This is a genomic window from Bacillus sp. AR2-1 (genome assembly GCF_008368755.1).
In the GTDB taxonomy this organism is placed as follows: Bacteria; Bacillota; Bacilli; order Bacillales; family Bacillaceae_G; genus Bacillus_A; species Bacillus_A wiedmannii.
This window is the reverse complement of sequence record NZ_QORY01000015.1, coordinates 1-18,036: the sequence shown is the minus strand read 5'-3', so window position 1 is coordinate 18,036 and position 18,036 is coordinate 1. Positions and strand designations below refer to the sequence as shown.

Annotated in this window: 20 protein-coding genes; 10 read left to right on the top strand and 10 right to left on the bottom strand. The window is 35.1% G+C overall.

Features of this window, described 5'->3' with window-relative positions; all coding sequences use genetic code 11:
• Positions 1-40: 40 nt before the first annotated feature.
• The 6 genes from DT250_RS16780 (at position 41) to DT250_RS16755 (ending at position 4,354) form a co-directional block, all read left to right on the top strand.
• Positions 41-1,333 (top strand): molybdopterin molybdotransferase MoeA, encoded by a 1,293-nt coding sequence (locus DT250_RS16780; RefSeq protein ID WP_149213371.1) that lies wholly within the window; start codon positions 41-43, stop codon positions 1,331-1,333.
• Positions 1,334-1,374: 41 nt separating this feature from the next.
• Entirely contained in the window at positions 1,375-1,845 is a 471-nt protein-coding gene (locus tag DT250_RS16775) for a molybdenum cofactor biosynthesis protein MoaE (RefSeq protein ID WP_097858823.1), read from the top strand.
• Entirely contained in the window at positions 1,842-2,075 is a 234-nt protein-coding gene (gene moaD / locus DT250_RS16770; protein ID WP_097858824.1) for a molybdopterin converting factor subunit 1, read from the top strand. Before DT250_RS16775 ends, moaD begins: the two co-directional genes overlap by 4 nt.
• An 80-nt stretch (positions 2,076-2,155) precedes the next feature.
• Positions 2,156-3,325 (top strand): nitrate transporter NarK, encoded by a 1,170-nt coding sequence (gene narK / locus DT250_RS16765; protein ID WP_000678171.1) that lies wholly within the window; start codon positions 2,156-2,158, stop codon positions 3,323-3,325.
• Between the two features lie 268 nt (positions 3,326-3,593).
• Positions 3,594-3,791, top strand: a complete 198-nt coding sequence (locus tag DT250_RS16760; protein ID WP_000737854.1) for a PspC domain-containing protein — start codon at positions 3,594-3,596, stop codon at positions 3,789-3,791.
• A gap of 185 nt (positions 3,792-3,976) precedes the next feature.
• On the top strand, positions 3,977-4,354 hold the full coding sequence (locus DT250_RS16755; protein WP_149213370.1) for a SpoIIAA family protein: 378 nt from the start codon (positions 3,977-3,979) through the stop codon (positions 4,352-4,354).
• A gap of 194 nt (positions 4,355-4,548) precedes the next feature.
• Here the strand turns inward: DT250_RS16755 and DT250_RS16750 are convergent, their stop codons facing one another.
• From DT250_RS16750 to DT250_RS16720, 7 genes are all read right to left on the bottom strand, one after another.
• Positions 4,549-5,019 carry a precorrin-2 dehydrogenase gene (locus DT250_RS16750; protein ID WP_098815598.1) on the bottom strand — a complete coding sequence of 157 codons (471 nt, stop codon included), beginning with the start codon at positions 5,017-5,019 and terminating at the stop codon, positions 4,549-4,551.
• Entirely contained in the window at positions 5,012-5,722 is a 711-nt protein-coding gene (locus tag DT250_RS16745; RefSeq protein ID WP_097858827.1) for a sirohydrochlorin chelatase, read from the bottom strand. The genes DT250_RS16750 and DT250_RS16745 overlap by 8 nt, the downstream gene beginning before the upstream one ends.
• Positions 5,719-7,143 carry a uroporphyrin-III C-methyltransferase gene (locus DT250_RS16740; protein ID WP_097858828.1) on the bottom strand — a complete coding sequence of 475 codons (1,425 nt, stop codon included), beginning with the start codon at positions 7,141-7,143 and terminating at the stop codon, positions 5,719-5,721. The genes DT250_RS16745 and DT250_RS16740 overlap by 4 nt, the downstream gene beginning before the upstream one ends.
• A 58-nt stretch (positions 7,144-7,201) precedes the next feature.
• Complete coding sequence (nirD, locus tag DT250_RS16735; RefSeq protein ID WP_097858829.1) at positions 7,202-7,519, bottom strand: nitrite reductase small subunit NirD; 318 nt, start codon at positions 7,517-7,519, stop codon at positions 7,202-7,204.
• 15 nt (positions 7,520-7,534) lie between these two features.
• A complete protein-coding gene (gene nirB / locus DT250_RS16730) occupies positions 7,535-9,940 on the bottom strand; it encodes an NADPH-nitrite reductase large subunit (RefSeq protein WP_098802040.1) in 2,406 nt (801 codons plus the stop codon).
• 211 nt (positions 9,941-10,151) lie between these two features.
• A complete protein-coding gene (gene ric, locus DT250_RS16725) occupies positions 10,152-10,859 on the bottom strand; it encodes an iron-sulfur cluster repair di-iron protein (RefSeq protein WP_060488596.1) in 708 nt (235 codons plus the stop codon).
• A gap of 205 nt (positions 10,860-11,064) precedes the next feature.
• Positions 11,065-11,958, bottom strand: a complete 894-nt coding sequence (locus DT250_RS16720; protein ID WP_149213369.1) for an excalibur calcium-binding domain-containing protein — start codon at positions 11,956-11,958, stop codon at positions 11,065-11,067.
• A 207-nt stretch (positions 11,959-12,165) separates the two neighbouring features.
• On the opposite strand from DT250_RS16720, the gene exsG reads away from it, so the two are divergent.
• Together exsG and DT250_RS16710 are read left to right on the top strand one after the other, a co-directional pair.
• On the top strand, positions 12,166-12,318 hold the full coding sequence (gene exsG / locus DT250_RS16715; protein WP_000395678.1) for an exosporium protein ExsG: 153 nt from the start codon (positions 12,166-12,168) through the stop codon (positions 12,316-12,318).
• Positions 12,319-12,534: 216 nt separating this feature from the next.
• Positions 12,535-12,744: a hypothetical protein gene (locus tag DT250_RS16710; RefSeq protein WP_000830261.1), complete on the top strand. Its 210-nt coding sequence runs from the start codon at positions 12,535-12,537 to the stop codon at positions 12,742-12,744.
• 93 nt (positions 12,745-12,837) lie between these two features.
• Here the strand turns inward: DT250_RS16710 and DT250_RS16705 are convergent, their stop codons facing one another.
• Entirely contained in the window at positions 12,838-13,677 is an 840-nt protein-coding gene (locus DT250_RS16705; protein ID WP_048540941.1) for an arylamine N-acetyltransferase family protein, read from the bottom strand.
• Between the two features lie 550 nt (positions 13,678-14,227).
• Here DT250_RS16705 and DT250_RS16700 point away from each other — a divergent pair.
• Complete coding sequence (locus tag DT250_RS16700) at positions 14,228-15,829, top strand: esterase/lipase family protein (RefSeq protein ID WP_097857106.1); 1,602 nt, start codon at positions 14,228-14,230, stop codon at positions 15,827-15,829.
• Positions 15,830-16,014: 185 nt separating this feature from the next.
• Here DT250_RS16700 and DT250_RS16695 read toward each other — a convergent pair whose 3' ends face one another.
• Positions 16,015-16,599, bottom strand: coding sequence for a hypothetical protein (locus tag DT250_RS16695; protein ID WP_002085940.1), 585 nt, complete (start codon positions 16,597-16,599; stop codon positions 16,015-16,017).
• A gap of 474 nt (positions 16,600-17,073) precedes the next feature.
• Here DT250_RS16695 and spoVS point away from each other — a divergent pair, with 474 nt between their 5' ends.
• On the top strand, positions 17,074-17,346 hold the full coding sequence (gene spoVS / locus DT250_RS16690) for a stage V sporulation protein SpoVS (protein WP_000427790.1): 273 nt from the start codon (positions 17,074-17,076) through the stop codon (positions 17,344-17,346).
• Between the two features lie 112 nt (positions 17,347-17,458).
• Here spoVS and DT250_RS16685 read toward each other — a convergent pair.
• Positions 17,459-18,036, bottom strand: a 578-nt coding sequence (locus tag DT250_RS16685; protein ID WP_149213368.1) for a hypothetical protein, incomplete at its 5' end; no start/stop codon positions are given.

The following is an 18,036-nucleotide window of genomic DNA, read 5'->3' as shown; positions in this document are numbered from 1 at the left end:
AGAAAGAGCGTTGTCCCTTATTAAAACGAGGTGAAAAAGAATGTTAGAAAAACGTATACCAATTCCGGTGGCAGAAGCAGTGGCACGTGTAATGAAATACGCTCATCAAGGTGAAATAGAAGAGGTTTCTCTTATAGAAAGTTACGGAAGAATTCTTGGAGAAGATGTTATTGCAGATCATGATGTCCCTCATTTTGATCGCTCTCCATACGACGGGTTTGCGATTCGAGCAGAAGATACAAAAGAAGCAAGTAGCAGTAATCCCATTCTGTTTGAAGTGATTGGTGAAATTGGAGCCGGTTTTGTTTTTACAGAAGAAGTGAAAGCATTTCAAGCTGTCCGTATTATGACAGGAGCCGCAATTCCGAAAGGGTGTAATGCAGTTGTTATGTTAGAGCTAACAGAAGGGTTTGAAGAAAATGAAAAGACTTATATAAAATTGAAACGTTCCTTTATTGCTGGGGATAACATTTCTTTTAAAGGAGAGGATGTAAAACAAAATACCATCCTTGTGAAAAAAGGGACTGTTATTAACCCTGGAGTAGTGGCGCTTCTTTCAACGTTTGGTTATAGTACCGTTCACGTTGTAAAACAGCCGGTTATTGGAATTGTAACGACAGGAAGTGAACTGCTTGAAGTACATGAACAATTAAAGCCAGGGAAGATTCGAAATAGTAACTCCTATATGATAGCTGCTCAAGTTGAACGAGCGGGCGGGGTTGTACAGTATTATGGACAATTCGCTGACGATTTTGAGACATGTTATAACACTGTGAAAAAAGCGATAAAAGAAGTCGATATTTTAATTACAACTGGTGGCGTTTCGGTAGGAGACTATGACTATTTACCTGCTATTTATGAGAAATTAAGAGCTAATGTACTTTTCAATAAAATAGCGATGCGACCAGGAAGTGTGACAACTGTAGCTGAGCTAGAAGGAAAACTATTATTTGGTCTATCTGGTAATCCTTCTGCTTGTTATGTCGGTTGTGAATTATATGTCCGGCCAGTCATTAGAACATATTTGCATAGAAAAGATCCGCACATATTTCGTGCAGAGGCAATTTTACAGAAAGACTTTCTGAAAGCAAACCCATTTACTCGTTTTGTAAGAGGGAAAGTGGAAATTGTAGATGGAACATTGCAAGCAACACCAGTTGGTTTAGATAAATCTAGTGCCATTTCTTCACTTGCAGAAGCGAATGCATGTATCGTCCTGCCGGGCGGAACGAGAGGATTTGAAGCAGGAATGACTGTTTCGGTACTGTTATTAGAATCAAACGTCGGAAGTGAGTGGCCGTGGGAAGAACAGTTTCGATCATACAAAGAATAGAAAAATAGATTGCTAACTTATACAAAGATAAGAGGTGCAAGATGACACATACGTATTATGAAGTAATTGATACACCTATTTCAATTGAAGAAGTTACAAACAAAGTAATTCGTCGTGAGTGTGGTGCTGTTACTACTTTCATTGGTACTGTAAGAGAATTTACGAAAGGACGTCGTACACTATACTTAGAGTATGTAGCATATAAAGCAATGGCAGAAAAACAGCTTGAGAAAATTGGTACTGAAGTAGGAGAGAGGTGGCCTGGGACATTTGTCGCCATTACACATCGCATTGGTACATTACAAATTTCTGATCTTGCTGTTGTCGTGGCTGTTTCTACACAACACCGGAAAGCTGCCTATGAGGCGAACGAATATATTATGGGACGTATAAAACAAATTGTTCCGATTTGGAAAAAAGAGTTTTGGGAAGATGGTGAGTCATGGATAGGTGATCAGTTAGAGAAGGTAGCGTATGCAAATGGTGAGCCTGGAAAGGAGATGAGAATATGATTGAAGTACTATTATTTGCACATATACAAGAAGAAGCAAGTAAGCCGTCCTTGCACATAGATTATGAAAATATTACGGTTGCTGAACTAAAGGAAGTCCTTATTACGAAATACAACGTAGCAATTTCAAGTGAGATAATGGTCGCTATAAATGAAGAGTATGCAAATGAGGATGATATCATTCAAACTGGCGATGTCGTAGCAATGATTCCGCCAGTAAGTGGTGGTTGATTCTTTTCAGCCTAATCATGTTAGGACGTGATTAGGCTGGAGGGAATGAATATAACTATGCATACATAGGAGGGAACAGGATGAAAGGTCCTAATTTTCAATTAAGTTTACAAACTTCTAATCTAGTTATCGGTTTTATGGTATGGGTCATTTTATCATCATTAATGCCTTATATTAAAGCGGATATTCCATTAACTGCGGGACAAATTTCTATGGTAACAGCAGTACCAGTTATTTTAGGTTCTGTTCTTCGCATTCCAATTGGTTATTGGACAAATCGTTTCGGAGCAAGAAAATTATTCTTTATTAGTTTTATTCTATTATTATTTCCTGTCTTTTATATTAGTGTTGCCAATTCAATGATGGATTTAATTATTGGTGGCTTATTCGTCGGAATCGGTGGGGCCGTATTCTCCGTAGGGGTAACTTCTTTACCGAAATACTTTCCGAAAGAGAGTCACGGTTTTGTAAATGGTATTTACGGTGTCGGTAACGCCGGAACAGCAATTACTTCGTTTTTAGCACCAGTTATCGCAACTTCAGTTGGCTGGAGAACGACAGTACAGTGTTATTTAGTTTTACTTGCAGCATTTGCACTTATGAACTTTTTATTAGGTGATCGTAAGGAGAAAAAGGTGAATACACCATTAATGGAACAAATAAAAGGTGTATATAAAAATGAAAAACTTTGGTTTTTATGTATCTTTTACTTTTTAACATTCGGATCATTTGTCGCATTTACAGTATACTTACCAAACTTTTTAGTATCTCACTTCGGATTAGAAAAAGTAGATGCAGGTATGCGGACAGCCGGATTCATCGTACTCGCAACAATGATGCGTCCGATTGGTGGTTGGCTTGGTGATAAGTTTAACCCGTTTAAAATATTAATCTTCGTATTTATCGGTTTAACACTTTCAGGTATTATTTTATCATTTATGCCTAGTATGAACGTGTATACTTTTGGTTGCCTACTAGTCGCATTTTGTGCAGGGATTGGTAATGGTACAATCTTCAAACTCGTTCCAATGTACTTCTCTGAACAAGCTGGTATTGTAAATGGACTCGTTTCAGCTTTAGGTGGACTAGGAGGGTTCTTCCCGCCCCTAATTTTAACTTTACTATTCCAACTAACAGGTCATTATGCAATTGGATTTATGGCATTATCAGAAGTCGCACTTGCTTGTTTAATCATTACAGTATGGATGTATAGTCAAGAAAAGCTGTTAGTGATGTTAAAGAATCATTAATAAAGAAAAAGACCCCTCCTAAAGTAATCTAGGAGGGGTCTTTTAGTAATAGGCTTCGCTATGTTTTTTATTGCTAGCTTAACAAACACTTGTATTCTAAAATAATGTGGTTTGAAAATGAAAAACAGAAGTTTTATGGAATTTTATGTTAAAATATAGATATCAGAAGTTATTCAATTAAAGGGTCAGTTAAAGAAATTTTAAATCTCTTCCAAAGATCGAACTAATTTTTAGCATACAAATATTTAATCGGATCGGGGGTGTTTAGATGAAAAAACTATATAAGTCCACTCAAGATAAACAAGTATCAGGTGTATTAGGTGGTTTAAGCGACAAGTATGGAATTGATGTAAGTATTCTTCGCATAGTAACTGCATTATCAGCTTTTTTTACTAGTGGATTTACAGTGTTACTTTATATAATTGCTGCAATTGTTTTGCCTACGGATAAAGAAATTAAGGGATAAATGTATGACCTTAAACCTAATTCTACAATCAGGAACTTTAAAGAAACGAGTAGATAAAGGCATTCCGCTTCTTACACGTTTAGCGTACTAGAAAGAGGCTTCCTTTGGTCAGCTTGCTTTTGTAGGGATGGGAGTATTAAGTAAGAGTGTTATGAGATTTTTACGCTAAGGGGGATGATTCTAAGTTGAATAAACGGAATATTAGAACGACAGTTTCAGGAGATTTGATTGTTACCCATCTAATTGGCCAGATTAATACAGAGGATGTGTATGAATGGTTTAATGGTTTTGAACAGGTTTGTCAGCAATTTATTTCTGAGGGGCGGAAATACAAATTATTGGTAGATAGAAAAGGATACAAGCCAACTCATTTTTCTGTTCAAAAAGCATGGAAAGATAAGTTCTTCAATGAAACCATTTTGAATCATAGTAAGGCAATTGCATTTCTTCTTGAAGAAGGGGAGATACTGAATTATTTGCAACAATCCAATACGAAAGAATCTGTGAAATTTTTTGATGATTATGAACAAGCGCTAATTTGGTTGGATGAATACTCAATATAAAAAACTGAATGGAACGAGTTGCTCGTAATGTTGCAGTTATCATAACATTTACTGGTTTACAAGTTGCCAACACCATTCAATTTCTTCGCAGATTGCCTGTGCAGTTTCAAAAAAGAAACCAAAACAAAAAGAACAAACGCTTCTAAAAAACGTTTGTCCAAAGGTAATTACTATTTTAGCTAAGAAATAGATTATTATTTGTGAGTACGAGAAAGCTTTTTTACAAGTTTAGGAAGTATAGATGTTAGTTCCTGCTTCAAACGCTTCGTAAACGATGGATCTTTACCTGAAGTTGAAATAGTGACAACATATTCATCATGTCGGATGACACCAGGTGTGTGAAACGATGATTCTGCACCATCACTTACAACGTTAACCCACTGGAAATCATGGGCGGCCTGTTTGACCATCATATTTATAGCATGTTGATTTGTAGCTGCATAAATAAGATGAGCATCTTTAATATCATCATTAGAAAAATTTTTTTGCTTCCAATTAATATAAGGAAGTTCTTTCATTTCCTTGCAAATTTCTGGGCTGACAACGGTGACAAAAGCGCCTGTATCTTTTAATCCAGACGCTTTTCGATATGCGATTTTACCTCCACCAATGATAACGACCACTTTATTATGTAGATTAAACATAAGAGGGTACATGTTATACATACACACATTCCTCCATTCGTTCTAATAATGTTAATTTCATATATGTATCAAACTGAAGGCAATTGCAAGTTGTAACGTGATCGTATTTTTTTGTATGCAACTTAATTTTTTGAAGCAATAATCCAGTAAAGAGAAGGTACGGCATGACATATACATGGGATGCAGTCGATGTTATAGTCTTGAGCACAGCAGTAAAAGTGGGCGTTCCTTTCGTTAAAAAGGAACAACATACTGGCATACTGAGTTTTCGTTCGACAGCTGCTCCGATTTGTTGTAACTCATGTATCGGCTGGGGGTCACTACTACCTCTCCCTACGAGTAAAACGCTACTACTTTGCATTGGAATAGTTTCACGTATTCTTTTTACTACAAGTTCAACCATATGTGGATGTGTACTAAAAGGTTGTACAACTGAAAATGTTATATGTGGATATTGCTTTTGTATTTTTTCTATCTCAAAAGGAATATCACGTTTATAGTGAGCTGCTGCAAATAATAAAACAGGTACAATCATTATTTCAGTTGCTCCCTCTAGTATCGTTTCTGTAATGGCATCTTGAATGGTAGGTGTCGTTAGTTCAAGAAAAGCTATTTTTTGACTCCTTTCGTTACGTTCTTTCATAACAGATTGAATAAAGTGAATGAATTGTTCATTACCTTCTCGCAGGCGACTACCGTGTCCAACATATACAATTCCTTTCATCGTACCACCAAATCTTTCTTCATAATCATGTCTTGTAATTGCTCATCTACATTATGAAAACCGACTTTATTCGCATAGTGTAAAGTTGGAATATCGGTATACGAGAAGGGAAGAGTAAGAATATCGATAAAGCCAAGTCGTTTTATTTCTGATAAAAATGTATCAATTGAGGCACGCCCTTCAAACACAATGCTATCCCATGAGAATTCAGAAAGCATACGAGAATGGACTTCATCGAAACGATGATCAATTGTATACGCATGAGTCATCATATATGAACCGGCACCAATTTTCTCTTGAATAAAAGCAATTCGATTAATATTTCTACCTAAATAAACAGTTGTATCGGAAGAGAACTCTGCTTGTTTACTTAGTAGCCCATATTGCATAAGTTTTTCTTGAGTGGCAACGTTCAAATATTGCAGTTTCGCCTGTAAGGAACGAATATCTTTCTGATGTTTACTACATGATCGCATCAATATTTCTACACTTTCAGCTGAACAAAAAACAAGGCGATCAACGTTAAAAATTTCATTGATTTGTTCAAGTATTAATGTGTATTCTGCTTTTTTGAAAGTAGGAATTTGATATATTTCTGCACCGGCTTCTTGTAACTTTTGCTTCATTGAACTTGTTTTATTCGTTGCGGATGCAAATAAAACTTTTTTACCATGTAATGGTTTACGTTCTTTCCAAGCAATTTGATTACGTAAGGAAACGACATCACCAACAATTGTCATGGATGGATTTGAAATATTCTCGTTTTTGACGATAGGAACAATGGTTGAAAGTGTTCCTGTGACAACGCGCTGCTTTCCGGTTGTACCCCATTCAATGACGGCTACTGGCGTATCTTTTTTCTTTCCTGCTTGTAGTAAGTTTTCACAAATTGTAGGTAAGTTTTTTATACCCATGTAGTAGGCAATTGTGTCGCTATTGTGGGATGAATTATATTTTCCATGATCGGTTAAAGGCCCTTTTGCATGCCCAGTTAATAAAGTGACGCTATTACTGTAGTTACGGTGGGTGAGGGGGATACCTGCATAGCTACTAGCGGCGATGCTAGATGTAATACCTGGTATGATTTCATATGGAACGTTCGCTGCTGCTAAAGTTTCTGCTTCTTCACCAACACGGCCAAAAATAGATGGATCTCCGCCCTTTAATCGGACAACGATTTTTCCTTCTTGTGCGAATTGAAGGAGGTGGGCGTTAATCATTTCTTGTCGCATAATATGATTCTTTGGCATTTTGCCGCAATAAATAAGTTCACATGTTTCTTTTGTATAACTAAGAAAGGTAGGATTTAATAAACGGTCATATAAAACGATATCTGCACGCTTTAAACAATCTATCGCTTTCTTTGTAATAAGCCCTTCATCACCTGGTCCTGCACCAACTAAATATACATATCCGTTCATCATCGCACCTCTTCTATTTTTATTTAAAAGGAAGCCAGAGGAGGCTTCCTTTCGAAAATTACATGTATAAATAAATGTCACTATCAATAACTTCTACTTCGTATGTTTGAATACAGCCGTCATCAGGTTTTTGAACTTCACCTGTTAGTAATGAAATTTTCCAATCATGCAGTGGACAAAAGACGAATTCTCCAGATACAATTCCTTCTGCTAACGGTCCGTTTTTATGAGGACAACGATTTTCTACAGCTCGAATATCTCCATTTGAAAGGCGGAATAGGGCGATAGACATACCTTTCATTTGCACTTCTTTACCGATTTGAATAGGAAGGTCTTCCGCACGCATAACTTTTATTTTTTCTTTCGTTTGTATCATATAGATCACAGCTCCTTATTTCACAGTTTCTACTTCATACATCGCTTTTAATGACTTCGTTTCTAGTGCTTGTCCCCACGCTTCCGTATATGTGCTACGAGCTGTTTGGAAGCGTTCATTTAGCGTAGTCACCATACTTGCATCTTGTAGTATTTCTTTTATGTGATCGAAACCTAAACGTTCTGTCCAGTAGGCAGTACGCTCTCCGTAAATACCAGTTTCACGATAATATTGCATGTAAGCTGTAGCGATGCGAAGGACATCACCTTCAGTAGGGACAATCATTACAAAATCAGCTTCGCGTACTTCTGTACCACCATTTCCACCAATATAAAGTTGGTATCCATTTTCGACACAAACAACGCCAAAATCTTTCGTCAGTACTTCCGCACAGTTACGCGGACAACCCGTTACACCCATCTTCATTTTATGGGGTGTATCTACCATTTCTAATGATTGTTCAAGGAGCATACCAAGTCCTAATGAATCTTTCGTACCGAAACGGCAGAAGCGAGAACCAACACATGATTTTACATTACGAAGCGATTTTGAATACGCATATCCCGAAGTCATATGTAAGTCAGCCCATACGTTAGGTAAATCTTGTTTCTTAACACCATATAAGCCGATTCGACTCGCACCTGTAATTTTCACAAGAGGGACGTCATATTTTTTCGCAACTTCAGCAATTTTCATTAAATCATCAGCTGTTGTAACGCCTCCGTACATACGTGGAATAACAGAAAATGTACCATCGTGCTGAATGTTACCATTCATTCTTTCATTAACGAAACGAGATGATTTATCATCTTCATATTCTTCTGGAATCGCCATCCGTAAGTAGTAATTTAAAGCAGGGCGACATTTTGAACAGCCGTCTTCATATGCAAAACCAAGAACATTGCGTACTTCTTTTGGAGATTTTAAGCCTTTCTCGTGAATGGCGGCTACGACTTCATCACGTGATAAAGTTGTACATCCGCACATACCAGCAGACTGCGCAGAAGCATCAAAAGCATCTCCGAGTGTATGAGATAAAACTTGTTCCACAAGCGGACGACATTTACCACAAGATCCTGCGGCTTTCGTGCAGCCTTTTACTTCTTCAAAAGTAGTTAACTCTTGCTCTAAAATGGCATGAACGATTGTACCTTTCGTAACACCATTACATCCACAAATCGTGTCATCTGCACTCATTGTAGCAACGTCAAGTTCACTTTCTTCACCAGCTTTGTGAAGAAGGGAAGCGGCTGTATATTCTTGTATATCCTCTTCTTTCTTTAACATGCTAAAGAGGCGTGTGCCATCAGCTGTGTCACCATATAAAACGATACCGACGACTTTATTATCACGAATTAATACTTTTTTATAGGAACGTTTACATTCATCAAATATTGAAATTGCTTTCGTCTGATCATCTTCATAAATTTGGCCAGCAGAGAATAAATCACAACCAGCAACTTTTAATTGCGTACCGACGATACTGCCCGTATATCCATCAGTTTGTAAATTCGTTATATGTTTCGCTAATATTGCGCCTTGTTCATAAAGAGGGGCAACAAGTCCATATGCGATACCATCATGTTCTGCACATTCGCCAACTGCATAAATGGATTCATCATTTGTAAGCATGTAGTCATTGACTACAATGCCTCGATTGACAATGAGACCAGCATCTCTTGCTATTTTCGTATTTGGTCGTATTCCGACAGCCATTACGATTAAATCACAATCTACAACTTCACCATCTTCAAATTGAATGCCCTCAACATAGTCTGTACCAAGAATTTTTACAGTTTTCTTTTCCATTAAAAACTTCATGCCTTGTGCTTCTAAATCTTCACGCAATAGAGAAGCTGCTTTCGTATCTAGTTGTTGCTCCATTAAGCTAGGCATTAAATGAACAACATGTACGTCCATTCCTAAGTCAATTAGACCTCTTGCGGCTTCTAAACCGAGTAACCCGCCACCAATGACAACGGCCTTTTTCTTTTCTTTAGCGGTATCTATCATAAATTGTGTATCTTCAATAGTTCGAAATCCTGTTACACCAGGAAGTGTGGAACCTTCAACAGGTAAAATAAAAGCACTAGAACCTGTTGCTATAATGAGCTTGTCATATGTAAGAGTACGATTTTTTTCTGTAGTAATAATTTTTTCTTCTCGGTTAATACTTTGAACTCTTTCGTTTGTATACAAAGTTATTTCGTTTTCATCGTACCAACTATATTCATTCATAATGATATCTTGCATATTTGTTTTGCCTTGTAAAACATGAGAGAGCATAATACGGTTGTAGTTTGGATGCGGTTCATCTCCAAAAATAGTAATCTCATATGAATCACTATCATGTTTTAATATTTCTTCCATACAGCGTATGCCAGCCATACCATTTCCGATCATCACTAAACGTTTTTTCATTTTCGTTTCCCCTTTTTATGTGAAATGTTGAACAAAGGATTATATTTCTATTATAGAAAATCAAAAAAGGGGGAGATGTGATATTTATCACACTTCTATAATGATTCACAAATTATTAAAATTCGGGTTAATGTGAAGGGGAGAAGTGTGGATGTTATTCACGTAATGAAAAAGCAGGACATGAGTAGAAATACTCATGTCCTGCTTTTATTTATGCTCTTGTAATTGCACGTGGAAATAAAATATTATTTTCTAAATGAATATGCTCAAATAAATCAGACTCTAGCGCTTCAAGACGTTGATAAACAAGTCGATAAGTGCCGCAAGCTCCTTCTGGCGGCGTAAAGTCATTTGTCACTTTACGAAGTTCTTTTATAATATTTCCGGCGTGGCTATGTTCATTTTCCAACTCATCTACTACCTTGCTTAACTTTTCATAGTTTTCATCAGTTGGATTTTGTTCAAATTCTAAAATTAATGGAAAATCTTCCGTTTCTTCTTTAATTAAATGCTGTTCTAATTCCATTTTAAGTTCATGAAACAGCTTATGAATTTGAGCTAAATGAGGTTGATTTGCTCCATGAACGCGTAATACTTTTGTCACATATGGACTTAACTGCGGTAACTCTTCATTTAAATAACGATGATGCTTATGAATTACATAATCAATCAATTCACGATAAGAAGCATTTTTCCAATCAATTTCAGATTCATTTAATCGTTTCGTATTATGATAAAGTGTATTTAACTTTGTAATTACTTCAGAAGCCGATAAATTTCTTTCATGAATTGCATCAATAAGCGGCTTATTACCACCACAACAAAAATCTATTCTATAAGATTTAAAAAGATCACTAGCTTTCGGAAATTGTGTAACAATCTCACCAACAATTGAAGTTTCAGTAAATGTATGTTCCATATGAATGCCTCCATAAAGTTTAAATGTAATATCTAAATTAAGAATAGCGATAAATGAAAAACAATGTGGTGATTGAAATCACTTATTATGTGTCTGATTTGAGAATAATAAAATGAGTTTTATAAAAGGAAGAGGGAGGGGAGGTAAATAGTTGCAATACTATGTAATAAAAAAAGAAGCTTACTAGAAGCTTCTTTTTTTATTACTATTTTTCACATGCGACTCCATCACCATCACGATCAAGTTTAGAACTATAACCTGGTTGGTCTCTATATAAAGGAGCTTTCCCAGCACTTCTAACTGCGGCACAATTTGCGTAAGTTACATTACTATTGATACTTACAGCAGGTTGTGTTTGAGCTTGCTGTGCTTTTTTCTGTTCCTCTTGTTGTTTACGAGCTTGCTCATCAGCCTGGCGTTTTTGTTCCTCTTGTTGTTTACGAGCTTGCTCATCAGCTAGACGTTTTTGCTCTTCTTGTTGTTTGCGAGCTTGCTCATCAGCTAGACGTTTTTGCTCTTCTTGTTGTTTGCGAGCTTGCTCATCAGCTAGACGTTTTTGCTCTTCTTGTTGTTTGCGAGCTTGTTCATCGGCTAGACGTTTTTCATCCTCTTGCTTACGAGCTTGTTCATCGGCTAGACGCTTCTCATCTTCTTGCTTTTGAGTTTTCTCGTCCGCTTCTTTCTTTTTATCATCTTTTTTCTCTGCATTATTAGAAGCGACTTGTTTATTTGTTGCTGTCGTCTTTTCAGAAGAAGGAGCTGAAATACTTGATAATGCAACAAAAATGACAAATAAAATAGCAGTGATAATAAATTGTTTTTTTGCTACACCTGTCTTTTTAATTACGGATAAGATTGCTAGAATAAGGAAAAAAATAAATGAAATTAAACTTAAAGTAGCAAAAAAATCGATGACTGGGTGTTCAGATTTTGTAGTGCCCATTCCTGTTAAGAGAATTGAAATCATAAAAAGAATAACGGTAGGACGACCATATTGTTTTGCTTTTCCATTTTTCTTAAAGAATGAAATGATACATAGAATTAAAAGAATAAAAGCAATAAAAAATAAAGCTGCACCAATATTACTCAAAATCGCCATTTTTATACCTCCATTTGTAAGATTTTCACTATTGATTATATAGGAACTTATTGGATATTACACGATTTATATAAATTTAGAAAATTAGTATTTTTAATAGATTTATAAATATTTATTTTATATATAAGGAAAAATAGATATATTTCCTATTACATTTTTAAGAAGAATTCATAAAGTATAATATAACGATTGAAAGGAGGGGGTTAAATGGAATTTCAATTATTGGTAACTTGTATATTACAAGAAGGTAATGCTTTCTTTTTAGTAACGAAAGTAGACGATGTTATTACGTTAAAAGTACCGATTACTGCGGGAGTAGCAGGTTTATTCTTAGCTTTAGGTGTACCAAGATGTTCTTAATTTAAGTTTCTAGAGTAGAAGGGAAGGGATATACCTTTCTCTTCTACTCTTACATAATATGATTATGTAAACTAAAATATTGTTTTGTAATAGCACGTTTAAAATGGACATGCATATACTATAATGTTTCATTGGATGTTAGTGATGAAAGGTAGTTTTCACACGTGCATGTAGTGATGTTCATTAAGTTATGAAATTAAAGAGGTGCTATTATATATGAAAAGAAGAACATTGGATATTCCAGTTACATTGCGAAGAGAGTGGTTTTTAATAGAATTAGCCCATTTAACGAAAAAATATGGAATTGAAATTGCAACTAGCAAAATGGAAGCTGCACCGTTTTTAAGAGATCAAGTTACGGAATCAAAAATAGGATCAGGCCTCCAATATGATAAATATGATGATGAGTATATCATTGAAAATTAAAGGATACCAGCAAAAAAATTCTTTATAACAAAATATAAAATAAAGCAGATTCTAAATATGGAATCTGCTTTATTATGAAATACTTCTAGTCAACTATCCTCTTTCTAGTGTTTTTCCTACATATTTTTCTTGTGTTATTCCAAAAGATTCACGAAGAATGCGAGCATAATCTTTTGATTCTATTGGTCGTTTATTTTTTGTGCCTTTAAAGGTTTCTGTATAATTTTTATTTGTTAATGATACGTGACCATAATCAGTTAATTTACAAGTAATAGCCCCTTTATTAAAAGGCGATTCTTTATGCTCTACAATCACTTTTTGAATGTTATTCACTTTTTTCTCATCTATTGGATGTAAAGTGAAAGCATAGCCTATTTTCCATTCGTGTGAAGGTTCAGATTGCAAGAAATTTGTAGATTCCCCGTTAGCTCCTTTTCTCATTTCTAAAATGTGTGTACCTTTTCGGGTAGTTTGTTTGCGAATTCGATATTCTCCCGTTTGAGAAGAAATCACTTCTCCGTTAAAAGGGACGGGATGTAGAGGTAGATGAGATGCAAAACCTGCGTCTATAACATAATCTTTATAATTATGATTTAATATGATAATGACATGACCATCATCGGGTTTCCATTTATTATCGTAAAGATCATAAACAGTACCAGCTACTTTATATACTTGAAACCCACAATCCATTAAAAAGTAATACAATAAGGAGTTTAATTCATAACAAAGACCGCCTCGTTTTTGAATTAGTAACTTTTCTACTAAGTTATTTTTTGAGATGTTTTTAATAGTACCAGCCATAATATCGAGATTTTCATAGGGGAGAATCAAGCCCATTTTCAAGAGAATTTCATCTAAATCATTAAATGTTATTTCTTTTGCAGGAATTTTTAGTCGTTTAAAAAACTCCTTTTGTAAATTGGTCATCATAAAGCATTCTCCTTTCTTTTTACAGAATTTTCTTCTGCTCACCGATAGGTTAGTATTTATAAAAGTTTAATTCAAGTCTGCGAAAATTATCATAATATATGTTTCTCGAAATATTATTTTCTATTCGGAAATTTCAGTTTAAAATTTAATGGTAGGAAAGTCTTACAGTATAAGCCTCTATTCGTTTGTTTTGTATAAAATTAAATAAAAGTACATATCTTCATTAATCTTTTTTATAACTAGGTGGTAATAAAGTGTTTTTTTCCTAAAGTTTTTTCAAGATTTGTATACTTTATATAGACAATAATGATTTAGAGATATTTGGATTTAGTACGGTTAACAATTATTGAGAAACTTTTTTATAGTGTTCTCTCAAAAGGAAGAGATAGAAACAAAGAGAATAACGTGAGTTAAGAAAGAAGGTGTACTAGTAATCTCTTGCAAATAGGGACAAGATTTTGTTTAAGTAAAAAGATTATCTAGTATTAAGAGAGAAGATAAAAAAATATTACAAAGAGCACCTTCTTTCAAAAAAAGTGGGGGGAGTAACATGCGATTGATGAGAAGATGTGTTGCCTTACTGATTGTATTTTTAATTATGGCTCCAATGATTAGCACGAATGTACGGGCAGAAGTTGTAAAAGAGCTTGGAAAGGGATTTCCTGATACAGAAGTATTTACACCTGGAGAATGGTTTTTAGGTCAAAAACCTGCTAATTATGATGAGAATAAGCCTCCAATTCTTTTTGTACAAGGAAGGAATGGGAATGCTGATAGTTGGTATGGAAAGACAGTGTATCACGATATAAATGATATGTATGACTATGCTTTGAAAGCAGGATATCAAACAGTATTTATACAATTATATGATGCTGCTGGGAAAGGGTCAGCTAGTCAGTGGGACAACGGAAAATTGTTAGCACAAAAGTTAGAAGAAATATATAATCACTTCGGTAAAAAAGTTAATATTGTAGCACATAGTAAAGGCGGTATCGATACACAGGCTGCATTAGTAGGATATGGTGCAAATCGATTTGTTGGAAATGTTATAACGCTTGCGACGCCACATCATGGCTCAAATTTAGCGGACTTATCATATAGTTGGTGGGCAGGATGGCTTGCTTCTATTTTAGGTCAAAAAGATGATGGTACGTACTCATTACAAATGGGCGAAATGGCAAAATTTCGTTCAACGATTGATAATAATCCAGCAGCTAAATTAAACCGTTACTATACGGCTACTGGGACTAGCTGGGGACCAGTATTTTCTGCGCTATCTATGGGCGGGTTATATTTGTCATCATACGGTTCAAATGATGGACTAGTAAATGAGTGGAGTGCTAAGCTGCCATATGGAACGCATTTATTTACAGATTCCAGATTTGATCATGATAATATACGAAAAGGATCTGCTGTTTTCTCTCGAATTGAACCATATTTACGTACAGCAAGTGTAGCCGTACCAGCTTTAGTAGCATCCAGCACTAGTTCAAATGAAAATATAGAACAATTAAATACAACTTCAAATCAAAACATATTAGGAGGAGAATTGCCACAAAATCAGTGGATAGAGCAAACTGTTACGGTTGATAAAAAAGCTGAAGGAATAGTTTCTATCTTAACAGCGTCTTCTGATGTAGAAGTACAAATGATGTCTCCAAAAGGAAAAATGTATACAAATAAGGATAGCGTTATTACTACTGGTGAAGGTGAATCTTTCTTTGGTGGTGCGACAATTAGAACATTTAAATTTGATAAAATGGATGTAGGAGAATGGAAAGTTAAAATGATGGCGAAGCAGTCGAAAGATGCATTTCTGATTGTAAGCGATTACAATGATGGTGCACCATTTGTTCTCCAAATGCCTACAAAAGTTAAAGTGAATAAATCTGAGTATAAACTGAAAAAATCACCTGTGGCACCTGAAATGAAAGGGGATCTTTCTATAACAGTAAGAGTAGTTAATAAAGAAGGGAAACTAGTCTCTGAATACAATGAATTACAAAAGGGTAATAACAATACGTTTACTGGTGCTTTGAAGGACATAAAGCAACCAGGAGTATATAACGTTACGATGGATATAAAAGGGACGAATAAAGAAGGACAACCGTATAATCGTACAATTGTTAAGTCGGTTTATGTGGAGAAGTAAGAAAGAATGAGGGGTTTTTAATATAAAAAGTACCGAACTTTTGTAGTAGAAGAGTTCGGTACTTTTTTCATGTTTATTAGATTAACAGAAACGTACAATGGAATTTATGTTTGATTATAGGAATCAAAAGAGCATTATTCAATAAAAAAAGATGCTGAAATAGCATCTGAATGTGAAGAGGATTATTAACTTAGTTTTATAACTGTTAATTCAACTGAATTAATACCATTATCACAAGTTGCAATACTTTGACGATTAAAACCACTATTATTTTTCAGTTGAAGAGTGGAATTAGCTGTCACTGTAACAATCGTTTCGCCTGCTAGTTGAAGACATTCGTTATTTGATGAAGTATTCATTTGGAAAGCGAAATCACCTTGACTATTAGCGAGTGGATTATTATTTAAAAATATAGTCATGACTGGAATATGTGGAAATACAGGATTTGAAGTAGTGTTAATCGTTGAAATGAAAGAAACTCTATAATCACCAGCTTGACTAAATTGTATAGTAGTAGGATTTAGTAAGGAAACTCCTCCTGCTATAGGGCCAACGTGATTAAATGGAAAAGGATCTCCAAAAGGAACAGTTATAAACTCAGTTTGCCAAAAAGTGCCGTATGCTGGACAGCTTTTTTTATGTGAATGGTCGCATGAACATTTTTTATAGGAACTAGAAGAGGAGTTGCATGAACATTTTTTATATGAACTGGAAGAAGAGTTACATGAACATTTTTTATTTGAATTTGAAGAATGATAGTATGAACCCAATATATTACCTCCTATTATGAATGAAGTGTATACTCATAGTATTTTATGCTTGTCTTATATAAAAGGTGATAGATTTGGAGTATAAAGTGCTAATACGATGAAATGTAGTAATAGAATAGTAGTTGTAACGATTTTGAAGAAGAAAAGGTTGATGTTTTGGTGGAAATATCAGTGGAATATCTTGAAAGATTGAAGTAAAGCGGGCACTCATATTTTACATGTGAAAGTAAAACCATTATCCTCAGTTGCAATGATGTGATCGTTTAAGTGAATGTCTATTTTGAAGTGTTTGTATATTAGAGTTTATGGTTATTATCTTTTATTTACATAGTGGGGCAGGAAGAAGACGAAAAGTATCGAATGAATGTACATATGTAGCATTGTTTGCTTTTGGTGTGAATAGTAATAAAAGATACGTTGAAATATTTTAAACCGTAACAAAAGAGCAATTAAATAATAGAGGGAGCAACTTACATGGAAAATATATTAAAGGTATCTTCAAAATCAAAACCAAATTCAGTAGCAGGTGCAATAGCTGGTGTACTAAGAACAAGTGGCAATGTGGAAATTCAAGCGATTGGGGCGGGTTCTATAAATCAAGCGATTAAAGCAATTGCAATCGCAAGAGGATTTGTTGCTCCAAGTGGTATTGATTTGGCCTTTGTTCCAGCATTTCAAGAGGTTACTATTAATGATCAAGAAAGAACGGCGATTAAATTAATTGTAGGTCCTAGAAGGAAAAGGTAACTGCAGTAATTCAGTATTGAAATGAAATTTAACATAACAAACAAAAAGTGTCACAAATGCTTATGAAATAGGCATTTGTGACACTTTTATAGTTTTGTGAGAATAAAAACCTCTAAAACTGCTCATTCTTCTCCCAAGATTCCACAATATAATGTGCAATCGTCGGGTTGAACCCTTTCCCAACTAAAAACATAATCGCAGCAACTTCTGTTAAAGCGTGTTTGTGTGATGTATGTTTTGCTTCATTTAAACCGTAATCTACCCAAGGTTTTACGAAATCTAGTACAGGTTTCTTTAAAGGTAAAAACTGTGTACCGACAACTTGTTGAATTTGTTGTTGTGTTGGTTCTGTAATTGGTCCAGGCGGTAAGATTTGCGGTTGTGTAATATCGAGTGTTGGTCCTGGTGGTAAAATTTGTGGTTGTGTTGGATCAATTGTTGGTGGTTTAGGCGGTGAGACACGTGCGTTGTAGTTTGGTTGGTACATTTGTTGTTGGTATTGTGGTTGTTGCGGCTGAGTTTCGTATGGATTTCGTTGAAATTGTTGCTCTTGATTTTGTGGTGCTACATATGGATTTTGAGGGTATTCATAATTTGGACGTGAGTCGTATGGATTTTGTTGATATTGTTGTTCTTGATTTTGCGTTGTTGCATATGGATTTTGCTGATATTGTTGTTCTTGATTTTGCG